Origin of the sequence: Bradyrhizobium sp. LTSPM299 (assembly GCF_000938235.1) — a bacterium.
In the GTDB taxonomy this organism is placed as follows: Bacteria; Pseudomonadota; Alphaproteobacteria; order Rhizobiales; family Xanthobacteraceae; genus Bradyrhizobium.
In genome coordinates this window covers 30,845-49,170 of the sequence record NZ_JYMU01000035.1, presented here as the reverse complement: position 1 = coordinate 49,170, position 18,326 = coordinate 30,845, and the positions used below count along the sequence as shown (strand labels likewise).

The window sequence follows — 18,326 nt, the reverse complement described above, 5'->3', positions numbered from 1 at the left end:
AATCGATCCGAAGGCGTGGGAGCGATAGCGCCTAAACGCAAAATCGAAAATCAACAATAGTTCCGGGAGAGACTGCTTTGGATTTCAATCTGCCGGCCGACCTGACAGCCTATCTCGCCGAACTCGACGGCTACATCGAACGCGAGATCAAGCCGCTGGAAGCGGCCGACGACAACATCCGCTTCTTCGACCATCGCCGCGAATGGGCGCGTACCGATTTCGACAATGGCGGCCTGCCGCGGCATGAATGGGAGGCGTTGCTACGGAAGGTCAAGAACCTGGCTGACGCCGCCGGTCATCTGCGCTTTGCGATTCCGAAGCGCTATGGTGGCAAGGATGGCTCCAACCTCTGGATGGCCGTGATCCGCGAGCATTTCGCCTCGAAGGGTCTTGGCCTGCACAACGATCTGCAGAACGAGCACTCGATCGTTGGCAATTTGCCCATCGTCACCATGCTCGATCGCTACGGAACCGACGAACAGAAGGCGATGATCGATGGCTCCATCACCGGCAAATACCGCATCACGTTTGGTCTGACCGAGCCTGACCATGGCTCCGATGCCACGCACATGGAAACCAGGGCGGTGCCCGGGACCCGGGACAACGTCAAGGGCTGGATCATCAACGGCGAGAAGATGTGGACCACCGGCATGCATGTCGCCACGCATTGCGCGCTGTTCACCCGCACCTCAGGCGATGACGGCGACGCCCGCGGTATCACTTGCCTTCTCGTGCCGGCGAAATCGCCGGGCGTGAAGGTTGAGGAATATATGTGGACCTTCAACATGCCGACCGATCACCCTCGGGTCTCGTTCACCGATGTGTTTGTGCCTGACGATGCGCTGTTCGGCGAGGTCGGCCGCGGCCTGTCGCTGGCGCAATGTTTCGTCCACGAGAACCGCATCCGCCAGGCCGCCAGCTCGCTCGGCGCTGCCGTCTACTGCATCAATGAGAGCGTCAAATACGCGCGGGAGCGAAAGCCGTTCGGCAAGGCGCTGGCCGAGAACCAGGCGATCCAGTGGCCGCTGGTCGAACTCGCGACCCAGGCCGAGATGCTGCGGCTGTTGATCCGCAAGACCGCTTGGGAGATGGACCAGCTCACCCAGGCCCAGGTCGAGCACACGCTGTCGGACCGGGTCTCGATGTGCAACTTCTGGGCTAACCGTCTGTGCTGCGAGGCCGCCGATCGCGCGATGCAGGTGCATGGCGGCATGGGCTATTCGCGCCACAAGCCGTTCGAGCACATCTATCGCCACCACCGCCGCTACCGCATCACCGAAGGCAGCGAGGAAATCCAGAAGCGCAAGGTCGCGGGATTCCTGTTCGGCTACATGGGAGCAGGGAAGCACTGAAGTATTGCCCACAATACATGCTCGCCACGCCGTCATTGCGAGCGAAGCGAAGCAATCCATGCTTCGGCAAGCGGGAACATGGATTGCTTCGTCGCTTCGCTCCTCGCAATGACGTGGAGAGACCGGTGGCTCGCTTGGTGTGGCTAGTTCACCTGCCGGTCTTTCCCCACCCAGTAGGCGTCGCGCAAGTTCCGCCGCAGGATCTTGCCCGACGGGTTGCGCGGCAGGGCGGGGATGAAGTCGACCGACTTCGGCGTCTTGAAGCCGGCGATCCGCTCGCGGGTGAAGTTGATGATGTCGGTCGAGGTGGCGCTCTTACCCGGCTTCATCACCACCACAGCCTTCACCGCCTCACCCCATTTGTCGTCGGGAATGCCGATCACAGCGGCTTCCGCGACGTCGGGATGATCGCAGATCGCGCTCTCGACTTCGGCCGGATAGATGTTCTCGCCGCCGGAGATGATCATGTCCTTGATGCGGTCGTGGATATAGAGATAGCCGTCGCTGTCCATGTAGCCGGCGTCGCCGGTGCGCAGCCAGCCATCGCTATCGATCGTGCGCGCCGTCGCCTCCGGCATATTCCAGTAGCCGGCCATGTTGGAGCCGGAGCGGGTGGCGATCTCGCCGACTTCGCCGGGCGGCAGGCGGTTGCCCTCGGCGTCGAGGATCGCGAGTTCGATGCCCGGGAGCGCCTTGCCGGCCGAGCGCATGCGATCGAGCCCTTCGACATGGTCTTCCGGCGGCAGCGCCACGATGGTGCCGGTCGTCTCGGTCATGCCGTACATCTGCACGAAGCCGCATTTGAAGACCTCGATGCATTCCTTCAGCAGTGCCGCCGGAATCGGCGAGGCGCCGTAGAGCATGTATTTCAGGCGCGAGAAGTCGACCTGCCGCGCCCGCGGCTGGCGCACCACGAACTGCATCGCCGCCGGCACCATGAACAGTTTGGTGATGCCGGACTGCTCGAAGAAATCCAGCACCTTGGTCGGATCGAACTCGCGGGCGATCACGCCGCGGGCGCCGTGATAGAGCCCCATCACGCCCCAGCCAGAGCCGCCGATGTGGAAGATCGGCATCGCGACCAGCGAGACGTCGTCGGTGGTCCATCGGTTCCACTCCGGCTTCTCGGCGTCGTTGCCACTTTGCACCAGATTGAGGAAGTTGGCGTGCGACAACATCGCGCCCTTCGGCTTGCCTGTGGTGCCCGAGGTGTAGAGCTGGATCGCGATATCCTTCGGCTCGATCACGACCTTCGGATCATCGCCGCTCTGCGCGTCACGCCACGCGAGATAATCGGGCCATTCAGGCGCGCCGCCCTCGGTCGTGATGATCGTGCGCACGCTCGGCAGCCGGTCCCTGATGTTGCGCACCTGCGTGATGAATTCGGGGCCCGTGAACAGCACCGGCGCCTTGCAGTCGTCGACGATGAAGGCGATCTCGGGGCCTGCGAGTCGCCAGTTCACCGGCGCCATCACCACACCGGCCTTCATCGCGCCCATCAGCAGCTCGAAATAGAAGTCGCTGTTCTTGCCGAGATAGGCGATGCGTTCGCCCTTGCTGACGCCCATCGCGATCAAGGCATTGGCGACACGGTTGGCCTTAATATCGAACTCGGCAAACGTGGTCTGGCGGCCCTCGAATTCATAGACCAGTGCATCGCCGCGGCTTTTGGCGCGGTCGCGCACCATGTCCGCAAGGTTTGCCAGTTGCTGCGTAGCGGACATGTTTCCCCCGTGGTGTCTTGTTCTGGTTGCGCGGAGTGTGGCGACATCCGGCAGCAAAGACAATACGGGGGAGGCGCGGCCTCAACCCCGCGCCGCGCGATCCTTCTCGTTCTGCGCCTTGATCGAGTCGCGGGCCTTGGTCCAGTCGTCGTTGCTCCAGTCGCGCAGCTGGTAGAAATTGCCGCCCGTCGCGAGTGCCTGCGCGCCGTCCATGGCGATGGTCTCGCCGTTGATCCAGTCGCAGCCGCCGGAGATCAGGAACACCGCGAGGTTCTGCAATTCCTCCATGGTGCCGACCCGGCCCATCGGGTTCATCGCCTTGGTGTTCGCGCCGGCCTCGTCGCCCGGTTTGATGCGCTTGCTCATGCCCTCGGTCGGAATTTCACCGGGGGCGATGGTGTTGAGGCGGATGCCGTGGCGGCCCCATTCGATCGCGAGCGACATGGTCATGGCGTGGATCGCCGATTTGCTCATCGCCGACGGCACCACATAGGGCGAGCCGTTGCGCACCCAGGTCACGGTGATCGACACCACGTTGCCGCGATGGCCGCCCGCGATCCAGCGGCGACCGACCGCATGCGTCACGTAGAAGGTGCCGTGCATCACGATGTTGGCGACGGCGTCGAAGCCGCGCGGCGACAGCTCTTCCGAGCGCGAGATGAAATTGCCCGCGGCGTTGTTGATGAGATCGGTGAGGGGGCCGCTGGTGGTCCAGATCCCCTCGATCATCTCGTCGACGGCCATCGCGTTGCGGATGTCGACGCCGTGGCTGACCACGCGTCCGCCGTACTCGGCCATCAGCTCGGTGGCGGTCTCGTCGCAGACGCTCTTGCGGCGTCCGCAGATATGGACCTCGGCTCCGAGCTGCAGGAACCGCGAAGCCATGGATTTGCCGAGGCCGGTTCCGCCTCCGGTCACGAGAATGCGTCGCCCGGCGAGAAGCTGATCGTTGAACATCGTTTCCACCCACGGGGTTGTCTGTTAATTGGTCGATTGACTAAAACCGGACAACGGCCTTTCTGTAAAGCGCCAACGAGGAAAAGTGGAGGAGATTTCAATGGAGGATCGCGTTTCGATCTCGATTTCGGACGGTATCGCCGACGTCCGCCTGGTGCGCGCCGACAAGATGAACGCGCTCGATGCCGCGATGTTCGAGGCGTTGGTGGCCGCAACCGAGCGATTGTCCAAGGAAAAGGGTGTGCGAGTGGTCGTATTGTCCGGCGAGGGCCGGGCGTTCTGCGCCGGGCTCGACATGGGACGGTTCGCCGCCATGAAGGATGGCGGTAACGGGGTGCCGGGCGGCGAAAAGCGCGACCTCTCCATCCGCACCCATGGCAAGGCCAATTTCGCGCAGCAGGCCGTTTGGGGCTGGCGTCAGCTTCCGGTGCCTGTGATCGCGGCGATCCACGGCGTCGCCTTCGGCGGCGGCTTCCAGCTTGCGCTCGGCGCCGACATCCGCTTGCTCTCACCTGACGCGCGGATGTCGATCATGGAGATCAAATGGGGCCTGGTGCCCGACATGGCGGGCACGCCGATCCTCGCGAGCCTGGTGCGCGACGATATCTTGCGCGAACTCACTTACACCGGCCGCATCTTCTCGGCGCAGGAAGCGCAGAGCTATGGCCTCGCCACCCGGATCTGCGACGATCCGCGTGCTGCGGCGCTCGAGATGGCACGCGAGATCGCCGGCAAGAGCCCGGATGCGATCCGCGCGGCGAAGCGGATGCTGAACACTCTCTCGGTCGATCCCGCCGCGGCGCTGCTGGCGGAATCGGTCGAGCAGCAGAAGCTGCTCGGCAGCCCGAACCAGACCGAGTCGGTGCGCGCGAACTTGGAGAAGCGCGCGCCGCGATTTGCGGATGTGGGGTAACGGCACGCTGTCATTCCGGTGCGATGCGAAGCATCGAACCCGGAATCTCGCGATTCCCCGGTGCGCAATTGCGCACCTGAGGTCTGGTCCTTCGGACCATCCCGGAATGACGACCTAACCCGACGACAGATCGGATCACAACAAATGAGTGAAACGCCCCAACCATTCCTCGGAATCATCAGCGGCGAGCGCAAACGCGATCATGCCGCGGTCACCGAGCGCGCCGACCGCATCGCCAGCGGCCTGCACCAGCTCGGCGTCAAGCCGGGCGACAGCGTCTGCATGCTGATGCGCAACGACATCGCCTTCATCGAGGCCGCCTACGCGGCGATGCGGCTCGGCGCCTATGGCGTACCGATCAACTGGCACTTCAAGCCGGAAGAGATCAACTACGTGCTGACCGATTCCGGCACGCGGGTCCTGATCGCCCATGCCGACATGCTGCATCCGTTGCACGGTGCCATTCCGCCTGATGTCACCGTACTCAGTGTGCCGACGCCGCCGGAGATCCTTGCCAACTACAAGATCGATCCCGATCATCTCGCGACACCCGAGTTCGCGGTAGATTTCGAGTCATGGCTCGCGCAGCAGGTGCGCTATGACGGCCCTGCGGTGCCGCAGCCGCAGAACATGATCTACACCTCGGGGACCACGGGCCATCCCAAGGGCGTGAGACGTTTCGCGCCGACGCCGGCGCAGACCGCCAATGCCGAAGCGATGCGCGCGATGATCTATGGCCTGAAGCCGGGTGCGCGGGCGATCCTGCCCGGTCCGCTCTATCACTCCGCGCCGAATTCGTTCGGGTTGCGCTCGGGGCGGCTTGGCGGCGCGCTGGTGCTGATGCCGCGGTTCGACGCGGAGGAATTCTTAGCGCTGATCGATCGCGAGAAAATCGATACCATCTTCATGGTGCCGACCATGTTCATCCGCCTGATGAAGCTGCCGGAGGAGGTCCGCAAGACATACGACATGTCGTCGCTGCGCCACATCATCCACGCCGCCGCGCCGTGTCCGGCGGACGTCAAGCGCGCGATGATCGAATGGTGGGGGCCGGTGATCTATGAATTCTACGGTTCAACGGAATCTGGCGCGGTCACCTTCGCCAATTCAGAGGATGCGCTGAAGAAACCCGGCACGGTGGGAAAGATCTCGCCCGGCGCCGAGCTGCGCTTCATCGGCGATGACGGCAAGGAGGTGCCGCAGGGGCAGATCGGCGAGATCTATTCGCGGATATCTGGCAATCCCGATTTCACCTACCACAACAAGGCGGAGAAGCGCGCCGAGATCGACCGGCAGGGATTCATCACCTCGGGCGATGTCGGCTATATCGACGCAGACGGCTACGTCTTCATCTGCGACCGCAAACGCGACATGGTGATTTCGGGCGGCGTCAATATCTATCCGGCCGAGATCGAGGCGGTGCTGCACGCGGTATCAGGCGTGCACGATTGCGCGGTGTTCGGCATTCCCGACGCCGAGTTCGGCGAGGCGCTGATGGCGGTGATCGAGCCGCAGCCGGGCGTCACGCTCGACATGGCGGCGATCCGCGCCGGGCTCAGGACGTTGCTTGCGGACTACAAGGTGCCCAAGCACATCGAGATCCAGAGCAACCTGCCGCGCGAGGATTCCGGGAAGATATTCAAGCGCCGGCTGCGGGATCCGTATTGGGAGCGGGCGGGGCGGAGGATTTAGGGCCGGCTGGGCGCGCGGCGGAGGGCGGGTGTGTGTGCGCCGCCTCCAAGTTCATCTTGCGCTGCGGCAAAAAACTTGCACACTCCGGGGCATTGCCGGGCAACTTCTGGAGTAGCCAGCCATGTCTTCCCAGATCTTGCCTTCCCAGACCGTGCTCTCCGAGACCGATATCCGTGCCAAGCGCGCGGAAGAGGCGCAGGCCATGGAGGAGGATGCGCGGCTCCGGAACGACATCCGCCTGCTGGGCCGCATTCTGGGCGACACCGTGCGTGACCAGGAGGGGGCCGACGTGTTCGATCTGGTCGAGCGCATCCGCCAGACCTCGGTCCGGTTCCATCGTGACGAGGACAAACTGGCGCGGCACGAGCTGGAAACCATCCTCGACGGCATGTCGATCGCCGAGACGTTGCAGATCGTCCGCGCCTTCAGCTATTTCTCCCACCTCGCCAACATCGCCGAGGACCAGAACAACATCCGCCAGATGCGCAGCCGCGGCCCGGGCGGAGCCCCGCAGCCGAGCACGCTGGAGCAGACGCTGATCCATGCTCGCCAGGCCGGTATCAGTCCGGCCGACCTCCGCAGCTTCTTCAAGGGCGCGCTGGTCAGCCCGGTGCTGACGGCGCATCCGACCGAAGTTCGCCGCAAGAGCACGATGGACCGCGAGATGGAGATCGCTGATTTGCTCGATCGCCGCGAGCGGCTGCAGATGACGCCGGATGAGAGCGAGACGAGCGACGAGCAGCTCCGCCGTGCCGTCGTGACACTGTGGCAGACCAATCTGTTGCGCCGGACCAAGCTGACCGTGCTCGACGAGGTCGCCAACGGCCTGTCGTTCTACGACTATACCTTCCTGCAGGAAGTCCCGCGGCTGCATTGCGCGCTGGAGGACCGCCTGAACAAGGAAGGCGGCGAGGCCGGCGATCTGGCCTCATTCCTGCGGATGGGCAGCTGGATCGGCGGCGACCGCGACGGCAACCCTTTCGTCACCGCCGACGTAATGCGCGGCACGCTGCGGCTGCAATCCAGCCGGGTGCTCAGCTTCTATCTCGAACAGCTGCATACGCTCGGCGCCGAGCTGTCGCTGGCAGCGCATCTCGCCGACATCTCGGACGAGTTGCGGACGCTCGCCGAGCGCTCGCCCGACACCTCGCCGCATCGCAGCGGCGAACCCTATCGCCTAGCCGTGTCGGGCATCTATGCCAGGCTCGCGGCGACGGCGGCGAGGCTCGAGGTCGAGACCACAAGGCGGCCGGTCGGCAAGGCCGAGCCGTATCAGAGCGTCAAGGAGTTCCAGGCCGATCTCGACGTGCTCAATCGCTCGCTGATCGCGAACAATTCCGGCGTGATCGCGCGCGGCCGGTTGCGGCAGCTGCGCCGCGCGGTGGATTGCTTCGGTTTCCATCTCGCGCGGCTCGACATCCGCCAGAACTCGGCGGTGCACGAGCGGACCATTGGCGAGCTGTTGGATACCGCCAATCCCGGCACATCCTATCTGGCGTTGGCTGAGGACGCCCGCGTCAGCCTGCTGCTCAATGAGTTGCGCAGCGCGCGGCCGCTCGCCTCGCCCTTCGTCAAATATTCGGAGGAGACGCTCGGCGAACTCGCTCTGTTCCGTGCCGCGGCCGAGGCGCATGCCAAATTCGGCCCCGAGGTCATCTCCCAATGCATCATCTCGATGTGCAAGAGCATGTCCGACATGCTCGAGGTCGCGGTGCTGTTGAAGGAGGTCGGGCTGGTCAATCCGTCCGGCCGCAGCGCCATCAACATCGTGCCGCTGTTCGAGACGATCGAGGACCTGCAGGACTCCGGCGGCATCATGGACCGCATGCTGGCGCTGCACGACTACCGCAAGCTGGTCGACAGCCGCGGCGGCGTCCATGAGGTGATGCTTGGCTATTCCGACAGCAACAAGGACGGCGGCTTCGTCACCTCGGGCTGGGAGCTCTACAAAGCCGAGATCGGTCTTGTCGACGTGTTCGAGCGCCACGGCGTCCGCTTGCGTCTGTTCCATGGCCGCGGCGGATCGGTGGGGCGCGGCGGCGGCCCGAGTTATGATGCGATCATCGCGCAGCCCGGTGGTGCCGTGAACGGTCAGATCCGGATCACCGAGCAGGGCGAAATCATCTCGTCGAAATATTCCAATGCCGAGGTCGGCCGCAGCAATCTGGAAATTCTCGCCGCCGCGACACTGGAAACCAGCCTGCTGCAGCCGCGGCAGAGCGCGCCGCGTCCTGAATATCTCAAGGCGATGGAGCAAATCTCAGCACTCGCCTTCAATGCCTATCGCGGCCTCGTCTACGAGACCGAGGGCTTTGCCGATTATTTCTGGGGCTCGACCGTCATCAACGAGATCGCGACGCTGAACATCGGCAGCCGGCCGGCTTCGCGCAAGAAGACGCGCGAGATCGAGGACCTCCGCGCCATCCCCTGGGTGTTCTCCTGGGCGCAATGCCGGCTGATGCTGCCGGGCTGGTACGGCTTTGGCGCGGCAGTCGAGACCTGGATCGCGGAGCACCCGGAGCAGGGCATGCCGTTCCTGCAGGAGCTCTACAAGGAATGGCCGTTCTTCCGCACGCTGCTGTCCAACATGGACATGGTGCTCGCAAAGAGTTCGATCGCGATCGCCTCGCGCTATGCGGAACTGGTGCCCGACGTCGAATTGCGCGAGAAGATCTTCGGCCGCATCCGCAGGGAATGGCATCTTTCGATCGAGACGCTGCTCGACATCATGGGCCACGAGCGGCTGCTGCAGGGCAACCCGCTGTTGGAACGCGGAATCCGCAACCGTTTTCCCTATCTCGATCCGCTCAACCATGTGCAGGTGGAGCTATTGAAGGAGCACCGCGCGCAGAACCCCGACGAGCAGGTCCTGCGCGGGATTCAGATCACGATCAATGGCATCTCGGCGGGGCTGAGGAATAGCGGGTAGTGCCGTGGCGCCCTCCCGTCATTGCGAGCGCAGCGAAGCAATCCATCTCGCGGCATAAGGAGAGAATGGATTGCTTCGTCGCTTCGCTCCTCGCAATGACGGCTGAGAGAGCGGAGTCAGATTAGCTCAGCAATTATGCGCGCCCTTCGTCTCCACATACACCGCATACAGCGACTGGCTCGCCGTCATGAACAGGCGGTTGCGCTTCTTGCCGCCGAAGGTGAGGTTGGCGCAGGTCTCCGGCAGCAGGATCTGGCCGATGCGCTGACCGTCGGGTGCGAAAACCTGGACGCCGTCATAACCCGGTCCGACCCAGCCGGCGCCGACCCAGATGTTGCCGTCGATATCGACGCGCATGCCATCCGGGAAGCCTGACTTTCCGTCCAGCGTCATGTCGATCAGAGTGCGCGGGTTGGAGAGCTTGTCGCCGTTGAGATCGTACTGCCAGATGATGTTCTTCGCATTGGGATAATGCGTGATGCCGGTGTCGCAGACATAGACCTTCTTGTAGTCGTGACTGAAGGCGATGCCGTTCGGCTTGAACGGTTCGTCGGCGACCTTGGTGACCTGGCCGGTCTGCGCGTCGACCCGGTAGACCGCTTCCTTCTGGTAGGGCTGGAGCGAGCCGGTTTTGGCAAGCTGCCCCTCGTAGATCGAGATCGCGCCGTAGCCGGGATCGGTGAACCAGATCGACTTGTCGTTGGGATGCACGACCATGTCGTTCGGCCCGTTGAGCGGCTTGCCGCCGGCCTGTTCCGCCAGCGTCGTGATGGTTCCGTCGTGCTCGTAGCGGGCCAGCCGCGTGCGCTCGGCCGTGATCTGGCGGCCCTCGAAATCGAATGTCGAGCCGTTGGCCTCGTTCGACGGCTTGTGGAACTGCTCGGAGATGTGGCCGTCATCGTCGAGATAGCGCAGCTGCCGGTTGGCCGGGATGTCGCTCCAGACCAGGTACTGGCCCTGCGCATTCCAGGCCGGTCCTTCCGCCCACAGGCACCCGGTATAGAGCCGCTTGATCGCGGTGTTGCCGACCTTGGCCTTGAAGCGCTTGTCGTCGATCACGATGATGTCGGAATCGGGATAGCGCTGCGGTTCCGCATTCGGGCCGTAGTCGCGCGCGACCGCGTCTGTCGCGGCCATCGCAGTCGCAGCAAGCGCGGTTGCACCGCGCAAGATTGTCCGACGGTCGAACGCCTTCGCGCCGTCGTGCTGGTGGTTCTGTGTATTGTTTGGGTTTGTCATGACGTCCTCCCAGGTTTTTTTGTTATGGGGAGGCAAGTCGTACGCCCGCAATCTGGCACAAAGCGGGCGAGGCGTTATGAAGCAACCAAAGAGTGTGTCGTCCCGGCACTCTCGCCGGGACGACTTTTCATAAAACTGTCAGATCGGATCCCAGGTGAAGACGTCAGCTGAGCGGTCGAGCTTGGAGAACGATCCCTTCAGTGCCGGCATGCCATGCTCGGCGATGGTCTCCGGCGTCCAGCCTTCGCCGCGGTGCACCGAGCGCACCGGGCGATGCTGGCCGAACAGGAAGATCTCGTTCATGCGCACGCCGAAAATCTGCCCGGTGACGTCCTTGGCGGCGTTCGAGAGCAGATAGGCGCAGACCGGTGCGATCTTCTCCGGGCCCATCTGCTGGATTTTTGCAACGCGCGCCTTCTCGGCCTCGGTCTCGGTCGGGATGGTGCCGATCATGCGGGTCCAGGCGAACGGCGAGACGCAGTTCGAGCGCACGTTGAAGCGGCCCATGTCGAGCGCGATCGACTTCGACAGACCGACGATGCCGAGCTTGGCGGCAGCGTAGTTGGCCTGGCCATAATTACCGATCAGGCCCGAGGTCGAGGTGAAGTGCACGAACGAGCCTGACTCCTGCTCGCGGTACAGCCGGGCCGCGGCGTGCGAGACGTAGAACGAGCCCATCAGATGCACCTTGATGACGGCCTCGAAGGCCTCCACGCTCATCTTGTGGAAGATCATGTCGCGCAGGATGCCGGCATTGTTGACGACGCCGTCGAGCCGGCCGAAATGGTCGGTTGCGGTCTTCACGATCTTGCTCGCCGGAATCGCTTCCGCCACCGACTCGAAATTAGGGACCGCGATGCCGCCGCGTTTCTTGATCTCCTCGACCACCTCTTCCGCGGGCGAGGTGCTCGAGCCGGCGCCGTCGGCCGCGCCGCCGGGATCGTTGACGACGACCTTGGCGCCTTCGGCGGCGCAGAGCAGCGCGATCTCACGGCCAATGCCGCGGCCCGCGCCGGTGACGATGATGACTTTGTCCTGCAGTGATTTTGCCATGTGAGTCTCCTGTCTATTCCGTCATTCCGGGGCGCACGAAGTGCGAACCCGGAATCTCGAGATTCCGGGTCTGGTCCTTCGGACCATCCCGGAATGACGGGTTGGGGTTACTTCTCGTTCGTAAAGATGATCGTGCCACTCGCCGCGAACATGCCGCCGACGCCGTGGCAGACCGAGATTTTTGCGTTCGGCACCTGCGCCGGCGCGATGCCGCGCATCTGCCGCACGCTCTCCTGCAGCGCGTACATGCCGTACATGCCGGAGTGCATGTAGCTCAGCCCGCCGCCATTGGTGTTGAGCGGCAGCCTGCCGCCGGGGCGCGTGTGGCCGTCTTCGATGAACTTGCCGGTTTCTTCGTGGGGCATGAAGCCGAGGTCGCCGAGGCCGAACAGCGGCAGATGCGCAAACGCATCGTAGATCATGAGATGATCGACGTCCTTGTGCGCGATACCGGCTTCCTTGAAGGCGAGGGGGCCCGCGACCTTGAAGGCGCGTGATGAATCAAACGTCTTCATCTGGCTGACCATCGGCGTCTCCACGCTCTCGCCCGTGCCGAGGACATAGACCGGCTTCCTCGGGAAATCCTTGGCGCGGTCGGCCGAGGTCAGGATCAGCGCGCCGCCGCCGTCGGTGACGAGGCAGCACTGCAGCAGGCGGAATGGATAGGCGATCATCCGCGAGTTCAAGACGTCGGCGACCGTGATCGGGTCCTTCATGGTCGCGCGCGGGTTCTTGGCCGCCCATTCGCGCTGCACGACCGCGACCATGGCGAGCTGCTCATGGGTGATGCCGTGGGTCTTCATGAAGCGCAGCACCGGAATCGGGAACATGCTCGGCGGACCGTAGACCCCGAACGGTGCTTCAAACTGGCCGTTGAGGCTGTCGGGGGCCGTGAAGCGCGGCTGCTTGCCGATCATCGACTTGCCGCTTTCGGCATGGGTGATCAGCACGGTCTTGCAGAGACCGGCCTCGATCGCCGCCGCGGCGTGGCGGACATGCAGCATGAAGGAGCAGCCGCCGACTGAGGTACCATCGACCCAGGTCGGCGTGATGCCGAGATAGTGCGCGACCTGCTGCGGGCTCTCGACCGCGGTGGCAAAGCCATCGATATCGGAGAGTTTCAACCCGGCATCCGCGATCGCGTTCAGCGCCGCGTCCGCGTGCAGCTGGATCTGCGACACGTTCGGGATGACGCCGAGTTCGGTGGTTTCAGCCGCGCCGACGACGGCAACTGCATTTCTGCGCATGACGATTATCCCTTCGCCGGACGGAACAAGGGAAGGGTGATCTTGTCGTCGAGTGCCTCGAAGGCGACCTCGAGCTTCATGTCGAGTTCGAGCGCCTCCGGCGTCTGCGGGCAATCGATGATGTTGCTCATCATGCGCGGGCCCTCGTCGAGCTCCACCACCGCGATGGCGTAAGGCGGCGTGAAGCCGGGCGCGGCGGGGCGATGGTTGATGACATAGCTGTAGAGCTTGCCCTTGCCGCTGGCCTTGAAGATGGAGACCTTGCGTGAGGCGCAGGACGGGCAGAACGGGCGCGGCGGGAAGTAGACATTGGCGCAGGCATCGCAGCGCTGCAGGCGCAGCTCGCCGGCCTTGGTGCCGTCCCAGAAATGCTGGGTTTCCGGTGTCGGCTTCGGTTTCGCGCGCGCGGGTTCGGCCATCTCTGATCTTCCTCCCGAAATCGTTGTGATCTTGATGCGCCATCGGACCAATGGCCGTCAACGGTCTATCCGCGCCCTGCGCAGCCGCCTGTGTCCCGCGCATGCCGCATATTCCGCCCCTCGCACAATTGATGAGGCGGTCGTGCTTGTGTCCCTCCGGCACGGCGCGTAGAAGGACCCCGAAACAAGCATCCGGGAGGAAACAACATGCTGAGGATGACGGGCGCAGCACTCGCTGCCGGCCTCGCATTTGCGACGCAGGCCATGGCGGCGGATGCGCCGTCGGAATTCAAGATCGGCACGCTCTATGCGTCCTCCGGGCGCTACGCCTCGATCTCGATGCCGGTCTACAGCTCGCTGAAATTCTGGGTCGAACAGAAGAACGCCGAGGGCGGCGTCTACGTGAAGGCGTTCGACAAGAAGCTCCCGATCAAGCTCGTCTCCTATGACGACCAGAGCAACACCGCGACCGCCTCGACGCTCTATAACCAGCTCATCACCCAGGACAAGGTCGACCTCCTGGTCGCCGATTCCGGATCGGTGCTGACCGCGCCCGCGGTTGCGATCGCGCGCGATCACAAGATGTTTCTGTTCGATCAGACCGGCACCGGTGCGAGCTTCTTCTCCAAGGACAATCCCTACATCGCGCTGATGGCCGACCCGGTGTCGACCATCTGGCCGAAGCCGGTGGCTGACTTCATCAGCCATGACGGCCCCGGTCTCGGTATCAAGAAGGTCGCGATCCTCTATTCCACCAACGAGTTCACGGGAACGCAGGCCAACGCGTTCAGGAAGTTCGTCAAGGATTCCGGTGCGCCGATCGAGATTGTCTACGATCAGGGCGTGCCGACCGAGACCACGAACTACAACGTCATCATCAACAACATCAACAATACCAATCCCGACGCGGTGATCCATTTCGGCTACGCGCCGAACGACATCGCCTTCCTGCGCAACGTCCAGGACGTCGGCATCAAGTTCAAGATGCTGTTCTCGATCTATGCCGGTCTCGAGACCGAGCTGTTGGAAAAGAACGTCGGCGCCAAGGGGCTCGAGCACGTCTGGACCTATGTGCCGCCGTCCGAGCTGGACTATCCCGTCAATTTCGGGATGAACATGAAGGACTTCCGCGCCGCCTGGCAAAAGAAGTACAGCGACGGCAAGATGGAGTTCGGTTTCAACGCGGTGGCCGGCTACACCACCGCGCTGGTGATCGAAAAGACGCTGTCGGTCGCGACCAGCCTTGACCAGATGGAGCTGCGCCGCGCGGTGTTCTCGCTCAACGGCGAGCTCAAGACACTCGACGGCACCTTCGCGCTGGACGAGGCCGGTGGACAGATCGGCGAATTGACGCCGCTCGGTCAGCTTACCGTGGACGAGCACGAGCACATCAAGTTCGTTTCGATCTATCCGCACGAGAGCGCCAACGGCAAGCCGATCTATCCGGCGCCGTAATGCGGATATCGACGACATCTGAAGCCTTCGGCGGCGGGCGGTAGCATGACCTACGCGCTCGTTGCCGGCGTGCTGTTCGGGCTGTATTTCAGCCTTGTCGGTATCGGCCTCAATCTCGTGTTCGGCGTCATGCGCATCGTCAACCTTGCGCATGGCGACATGCTGATGCTCGGCGCCTTCATCGCAGTCGGCGTGGTTGGCGTCTTCGGCATCGACCCGCTGTTCGCGGTGCCGCTGGCTTTCGTAAACTTCGTGCTCGCTGGCCTCTTGCTGTACTGGGTGCTGGTGCCGCGGCTGCAGGGCTCTGCCAATCCCGAAATGCTGTCGATCATCCTGTTCTTCGGCCTGTCGCAGGTGGTCGAAGCGATCACCACGATCTTCGCCGGCACCAGCGAGCGGTCGATCCAGAGTCGGCTGCTCGGCACCGTGTTCACGACCATCAAGGTCAAATGGTTCGGCGGCAAGGCCGGCGGGGCAGGGCCGATCCAGATCTTCGGCCAGGGATTTCCGGCGCCCTGGGTGATCGCGGCCATCACCAGCCTGATCGCGATCGGTTGTGTCTATCTCTATCTCTACCACACAAGGCTCGGCACGCTGACCCGCGCGGTGATGTCACGCCGCGACGAGGCCTTCGCGACCGGCATCGATGTCGAGCGCGTCTCGGCGGCGGCATTCGGCATCGGGCTTGGGCTCGCCGCGGTGGCCGGCGTGTTCGCGCCCTTCATGTTCGGCTCGGTGACGCCGGCGTTCGGCGCCGACGCCACCGTGACGTCGTTTGCGATCGTGGTGCTGGGCTCGCTCGGCAATCCCTTAGGGACAGCGCTCGGCGGCGTCGTCTACGGTGTCTTCTATATGCTGGTGCAGACCTATCTCAGCTCATGGGCCGATCTGCTGCCCTATGTGCTGCTGATCCTGATCCTGTTGTTGCGCCCGAGCGGCCTGCTCGGAAGGCGGGTGCGCGTTGCCTAGCGCTCCGAAACATCTGCTGTTCATCCTTGCGCCGCTGATCGTCGTGTTCGCGGTGCTGCCCGGCGTCTATCAGAACCATCTGTTGCTGTTCAACTTCGTGATCTTCCTGATCCTCGCCCAGGGCGTGAACATCATCTATGGCTTCACCGGCTATCTGCCGTTCGGTTATGTCGGCTTCTTCGGCGCCGGCGCTTATGGCTTTGCCATCATGGTGATGCATTTGCAGACGCCCGCCGCACTTGCCGTGCTGGTCGGCGGCGTGGTCGCGGTCTTGCTCGGCCTGTTGCTGACGCCGCTGCTGCGGCTATCAGGTGCGTATTTTGCGATCGCCAACCTCGCGGCTTCGCTGGCGGTGCTGCACTTCGTCGCCAATCCGGCGCTGGAGGGGATCACCAAGGGCCCCTATGGCGTGTCGCTCACCGGTACGTTCAACCCGGAGAATGCCTACTACGCCGCGCTCGTCGTGCTGGCGCTGACGGTTGGCGGCGTCATCTATCTGAAGAACTCGCCGTTCGGCCTCGCTTTGCAGGCGGTGCGGGAGGATGCGGTGTCAGCCTCGATGGCCGGCGTCGACGTCATCAAGATGCGGGTAATCGCCTGGTTGGCGTCCGCGCTGGTCGCCGGCCTCGCCGGCGGCATCTATGCCTGGTACGTTTCGGTGTTTTATCCCGACAACGTGTTCTCCGGCGACTTCAGCATCTTCGCGATCGTGTTCGCGCTGTTCGGCGGCGTCGCCACCATCACCGGGCCGATCGTCGGCGTGCTCATCCTCTACGGCATCTACAATCTGATCGGCTTCACCACGCCGCAATATTTCCAGCTGATCTATGGCCTCCTGATCATGGGACTGGTGCTGTTCCTGCCGGCAGGTCTGGTGTCGCTGGCAACGCGCAGGGGGTGGCATGTCCCCTGAGCAAACGCCCATTCTCAAGGTCTCCACGCTGGTCAAGCGCTTCGGCGGCTTCCATGCGCTCGACGGCCTGAGCTTTCACGTCGCATCGGGCGAGATCCTGGGGCTGGTCGGTCCCAACGGCTCGGGCAAGACGACGGCGATCAACGTGATCTCCGGCCTCTATGCGCCCGATGGCGGCGAGGTCGTGTTCGATGGCACGTCCGTCGGCGGCGTCGCCTCGCACAAACTCGTTCACCGCGGCATCAACCGCACCTTCCAGGTCCCAAAGCCGTTCCTGTCGCTGACCGTGCGCGAGAACATCCAGGTTGCGTTGGCTTACGGCCGCGCGTCAGTCGCGCCGCCGTCGATGGCGGAGCTGCTCGACGACTTCAGGCTGACGGAGGTTGCCGAACGCCCCGCTGCCGATCTCAACAGCGCACAGCAGAAGATGCTGGACCTGACCCGCGCGCTCGCGACGCGGCCGCGGCTGCTGCTGCTCGACGAACTCGCGGCCGGCCTCAATCCGGCGGAGCTCGACTGGATCGCGGGGCGCATCAAGGCGCTGGCCGCCACCGGCATGGCTGTTATCGTGGTCGAGCATCTCATGGGCTTCATCGAACAGATCACCGACCGCGTCATCGTGCTCAACGCCGGCAAGGAAATCTTTGAAGGCACGCTTGAGACTGCCGTGCGCGAGCCGCAGGTGATCGAGGTGTTTTTGGGAGGCGAGCATGCCGCCTGATGCAACATCGCTACTGGACGCCAGGGGCGTCGACGCCGGCTACGGCACCATGCAGGTGCTGTGGGGCGTCGACCTCGACGTCCGCCCCGGCGAGACCGTGCTGCTGCTCGGCGCCAACGGCGCCGGCAAGACCACTTTCCTGAAGTCGCTGGTCGGCCTGATCGAGGCCCGTAACGGCTATATCAGCCTTGGCGGCGAGGATGTCACGCGGATGCGCTCGTCGGATCGCATGAAGCGCGGCATGACCTACATGTCGGAGCTCGCGGTGTTTCCCGATCTGTCGATCGAGGAGAACATCCGGGTCGGCGCGCAGGCGCTGGGGCACGCCAATCCAGGTGCGCGGGTCGAGGAATTATACGGCCTGTTCCCGGTGCTGCGCGACAAGCGCCGCGATCCTGCCTCCAGCCTCTCCGGCGGCCAGCGCAAGATGCTCGGCATTGCCAAGGCGCTGTCGGCCGAGCCCAAGCTTCTGGTCATGGACGAGCCCTCCGCCGGGTTGTCGCCCTTGTTCGTCAAGGAGGTGATCCGCATCCTCTCGAGCCTGCGAGGACGCGGATTGGCGCTCCTGATTGCCGAACAAAACATCGGTTTCCTTGAGGTCGCGACGCGGGTGTTCGTGCTGGAAGGCGGACGTATCAGCTTCTCCGGCACGGTTGCTGAAATGAGCGGCAATGACGAGCTGCACAAGGCCTATTTCGGGCTGAAGTGATGCCGACGGCGATGATCTGCCCTGGCGCAAGCCA

General features: G+C 63.6%; 15 protein-coding genes. 9 read left to right on the top strand and 6 right to left on the bottom strand.

Annotated features, from left to right (window positions below; translation table 11 throughout):
• Positions 1 to 77 precede the first annotated feature (77 nt).
• On the top strand, positions 78 to 1,352 hold the full coding sequence (locus tag UP10_RS19345) for an acyl-CoA dehydrogenase family protein (RefSeq protein WP_044588886.1): 1,275 nt from the start codon (positions 78 to 80) through the stop codon (positions 1,350 to 1,352).
• Between the two features lie 143 nt (positions 1,353 to 1,495).
• Here the strand turns inward: UP10_RS19345 and UP10_RS19340 are convergent, their stop codons facing one another.
• Positions 1,496 to 3,076 (bottom strand): fatty acid--CoA ligase, encoded by a 1,581-nt coding sequence (locus tag UP10_RS19340; protein ID WP_044588885.1) that lies wholly within the window; start codon positions 3,074 to 3,076, stop codon positions 1,496 to 1,498.
• 81 nt (positions 3,077 to 3,157) lie between these two features.
• Entirely contained in the window at positions 3,158 to 4,033 is an 876-nt protein-coding gene (locus UP10_RS19335) for an SDR family oxidoreductase (protein ID WP_044588884.1), read from the bottom strand.
• 100 nt (positions 4,034 to 4,133) lie between these two features.
• On the opposite strand from UP10_RS19335, the gene UP10_RS19330 reads away from it, so the two are divergent.
• The 3 genes from UP10_RS19330 (at position 4,134) to ppc (ending at position 9,567) form a co-directional block, all read left to right on the top strand.
• Entirely contained in the window at positions 4,134 to 4,946 is an 813-nt protein-coding gene (locus tag UP10_RS19330) for a crotonase/enoyl-CoA hydratase family protein (RefSeq protein ID WP_044588883.1), read from the top strand.
• 144 nt (positions 4,947 to 5,090) lie between these two features.
• Positions 5,091 to 6,638, top strand: a complete 1,548-nt coding sequence (locus UP10_RS19325) for an acyl-CoA synthetase (RefSeq protein WP_044588882.1) — start codon at positions 5,091 to 5,093, stop codon at positions 6,636 to 6,638.
• Between the two features lie 121 nt (positions 6,639 to 6,759).
• A complete protein-coding gene (gene ppc, locus UP10_RS19320; protein WP_044588881.1) occupies positions 6,760 to 9,567 on the top strand; it encodes a phosphoenolpyruvate carboxylase in 2,808 nt (935 codons plus the stop codon).
• A gap of 126 nt (positions 9,568 to 9,693) precedes the next feature.
• Here ppc and UP10_RS19315 read toward each other — a convergent pair whose 3' ends face one another.
• The 4 genes from UP10_RS19315 to UP10_RS19300 all read right to left on the bottom strand — a co-directional run bounded on the left by UP10_RS19315 (position 9,694) and on the right by UP10_RS19300 (position 13,525).
• On the bottom strand, positions 9,694 to 10,806 hold the full coding sequence (locus UP10_RS19315; RefSeq protein ID WP_044588880.1) for an SMP-30/gluconolactonase/LRE family protein: 1,113 nt from the start codon (positions 10,804 to 10,806) through the stop codon (positions 9,694 to 9,696).
• A gap of 138 nt (positions 10,807 to 10,944) precedes the next feature.
• Entirely contained in the window at positions 10,945 to 11,859 is a 915-nt protein-coding gene (locus UP10_RS19310) for an SDR family oxidoreductase (RefSeq protein ID WP_044588879.1), read from the bottom strand.
• A gap of 107 nt (positions 11,860 to 11,966) precedes the next feature.
• Positions 11,967 to 13,106, bottom strand: coding sequence for a thiolase C-terminal domain-containing protein (locus tag UP10_RS19305; protein ID WP_044588878.1), 1,140 nt, complete (start codon positions 13,104 to 13,106; stop codon positions 11,967 to 11,969).
• A 5-nt stretch (positions 13,107 to 13,111) separates the two neighbouring features.
• Entirely contained in the window at positions 13,112 to 13,525 is a 414-nt protein-coding gene (locus tag UP10_RS19300) for a Zn-ribbon domain-containing OB-fold protein (RefSeq protein WP_044588877.1), read from the bottom strand.
• Between the two features lie 207 nt (positions 13,526 to 13,732).
• On the opposite strand from UP10_RS19300, the gene UP10_RS19295 reads away from it, so the two are divergent.
• Genes UP10_RS19295 through UP10_RS19275 form a run of 5 tightly spaced genes read left to right on the top strand, consistent with a single transcriptional unit; the run spans position 13,733 to position 18,292 of the window.
• Positions 13,733 to 14,980, top strand: a complete 1,248-nt coding sequence (locus tag UP10_RS19295) for an ABC transporter substrate-binding protein (RefSeq protein ID WP_044588876.1) — start codon at positions 13,733 to 13,735, stop codon at positions 14,978 to 14,980.
• A gap of 45 nt (positions 14,981 to 15,025) precedes the next feature.
• Entirely contained in the window at positions 15,026 to 15,949 is a 924-nt protein-coding gene (locus UP10_RS19290) for a branched-chain amino acid ABC transporter permease (protein WP_044588875.1), read from the top strand.
• Positions 15,942 to 16,862 carry a branched-chain amino acid ABC transporter permease gene (locus UP10_RS19285; RefSeq protein WP_044588874.1) on the top strand — a complete coding sequence of 307 codons (921 nt, stop codon included), beginning with the start codon at positions 15,942 to 15,944 and terminating at the stop codon, positions 16,860 to 16,862. The genes UP10_RS19290 and UP10_RS19285 overlap by 8 nt, the downstream gene beginning before the upstream one ends.
• Positions 16,852 to 17,583, top strand: coding sequence for an ABC transporter ATP-binding protein (locus UP10_RS19280; protein ID WP_044588873.1), 732 nt, complete (start codon positions 16,852 to 16,854; stop codon positions 17,581 to 17,583). Before UP10_RS19285 ends, UP10_RS19280 begins: the two co-directional genes overlap by 11 nt.
• A complete protein-coding gene (locus tag UP10_RS19275; RefSeq protein ID WP_044588872.1) occupies positions 17,573 to 18,292 on the top strand; it encodes an ABC transporter ATP-binding protein in 720 nt (239 codons plus the stop codon). The genes UP10_RS19280 and UP10_RS19275 overlap by 11 nt, the downstream gene beginning before the upstream one ends.
• Positions 18,293 to 18,326: the final 34 nt, after the last annotated feature.

Coding starts and splice junctions, on each gene's coding strand:
- UP10_RS19280 (WP_044588873.1), top strand. CDS start 16,852: ATGTCCCCTGAGCAAACGCCCATTCTCAAGGTCTCCACGCTGGTCAAG.
- UP10_RS19315 (WP_044588880.1), bottom strand. CDS start 10,806: ATGACAAACCCAAACAATACACAGAACCACCAGCACGACGGCGCGAAG.
- UP10_RS19335 (WP_044588884.1), bottom strand. CDS start 4,033: ATGTTCAACGATCAGCTTCTCGCCGGGCGACGCATTCTCGTGACCGGA.
- ppc (WP_044588881.1), top strand. CDS start 6,760: ATGTCTTCCCAGATCTTGCCTTCCCAGACCGTGCTCTCCGAGACCGAT.
- UP10_RS19340 (WP_044588885.1), bottom strand. CDS start 3,076: ATGTCCGCTACGCAGCAACTGGCAAACCTTGCGGACATGGTGCGCGAC.
- UP10_RS19305 (WP_044588878.1), bottom strand. CDS start 13,106: ATGCGCAGAAATGCAGTTGCCGTCGTCGGCGCGGCTGAAACCACCGAA.
- UP10_RS19325 (WP_044588882.1), top strand. CDS start 5,091: ATGAGTGAAACGCCCCAACCATTCCTCGGAATCATCAGCGGCGAGCGC.
- UP10_RS19300 (WP_044588877.1), bottom strand. CDS start 13,525: ATGGCCGAACCCGCGCGCGCGAAACCGAAGCCGACACCGGAAACCCAG.
- UP10_RS19310 (WP_044588879.1), bottom strand. CDS start 11,859: ATGGCAAAATCACTGCAGGACAAAGTCATCATCGTCACCGGCGCGGGC.
- UP10_RS19290 (WP_044588875.1), top strand. CDS start 15,026: ATGACCTACGCGCTCGTTGCCGGCGTGCTGTTCGGGCTGTATTTCAGC.
- UP10_RS19295 (WP_044588876.1), top strand. CDS start 13,733: ATGCTGAGGATGACGGGCGCAGCACTCGCTGCCGGCCTCGCATTTGCG.
- UP10_RS19275 (WP_044588872.1), top strand. CDS start 17,573: ATGCCGCCTGATGCAACATCGCTACTGGACGCCAGGGGCGTCGACGCC.
- UP10_RS19330 (WP_044588883.1), top strand. CDS start 4,134: ATGGAGGATCGCGTTTCGATCTCGATTTCGGACGGTATCGCCGACGTC.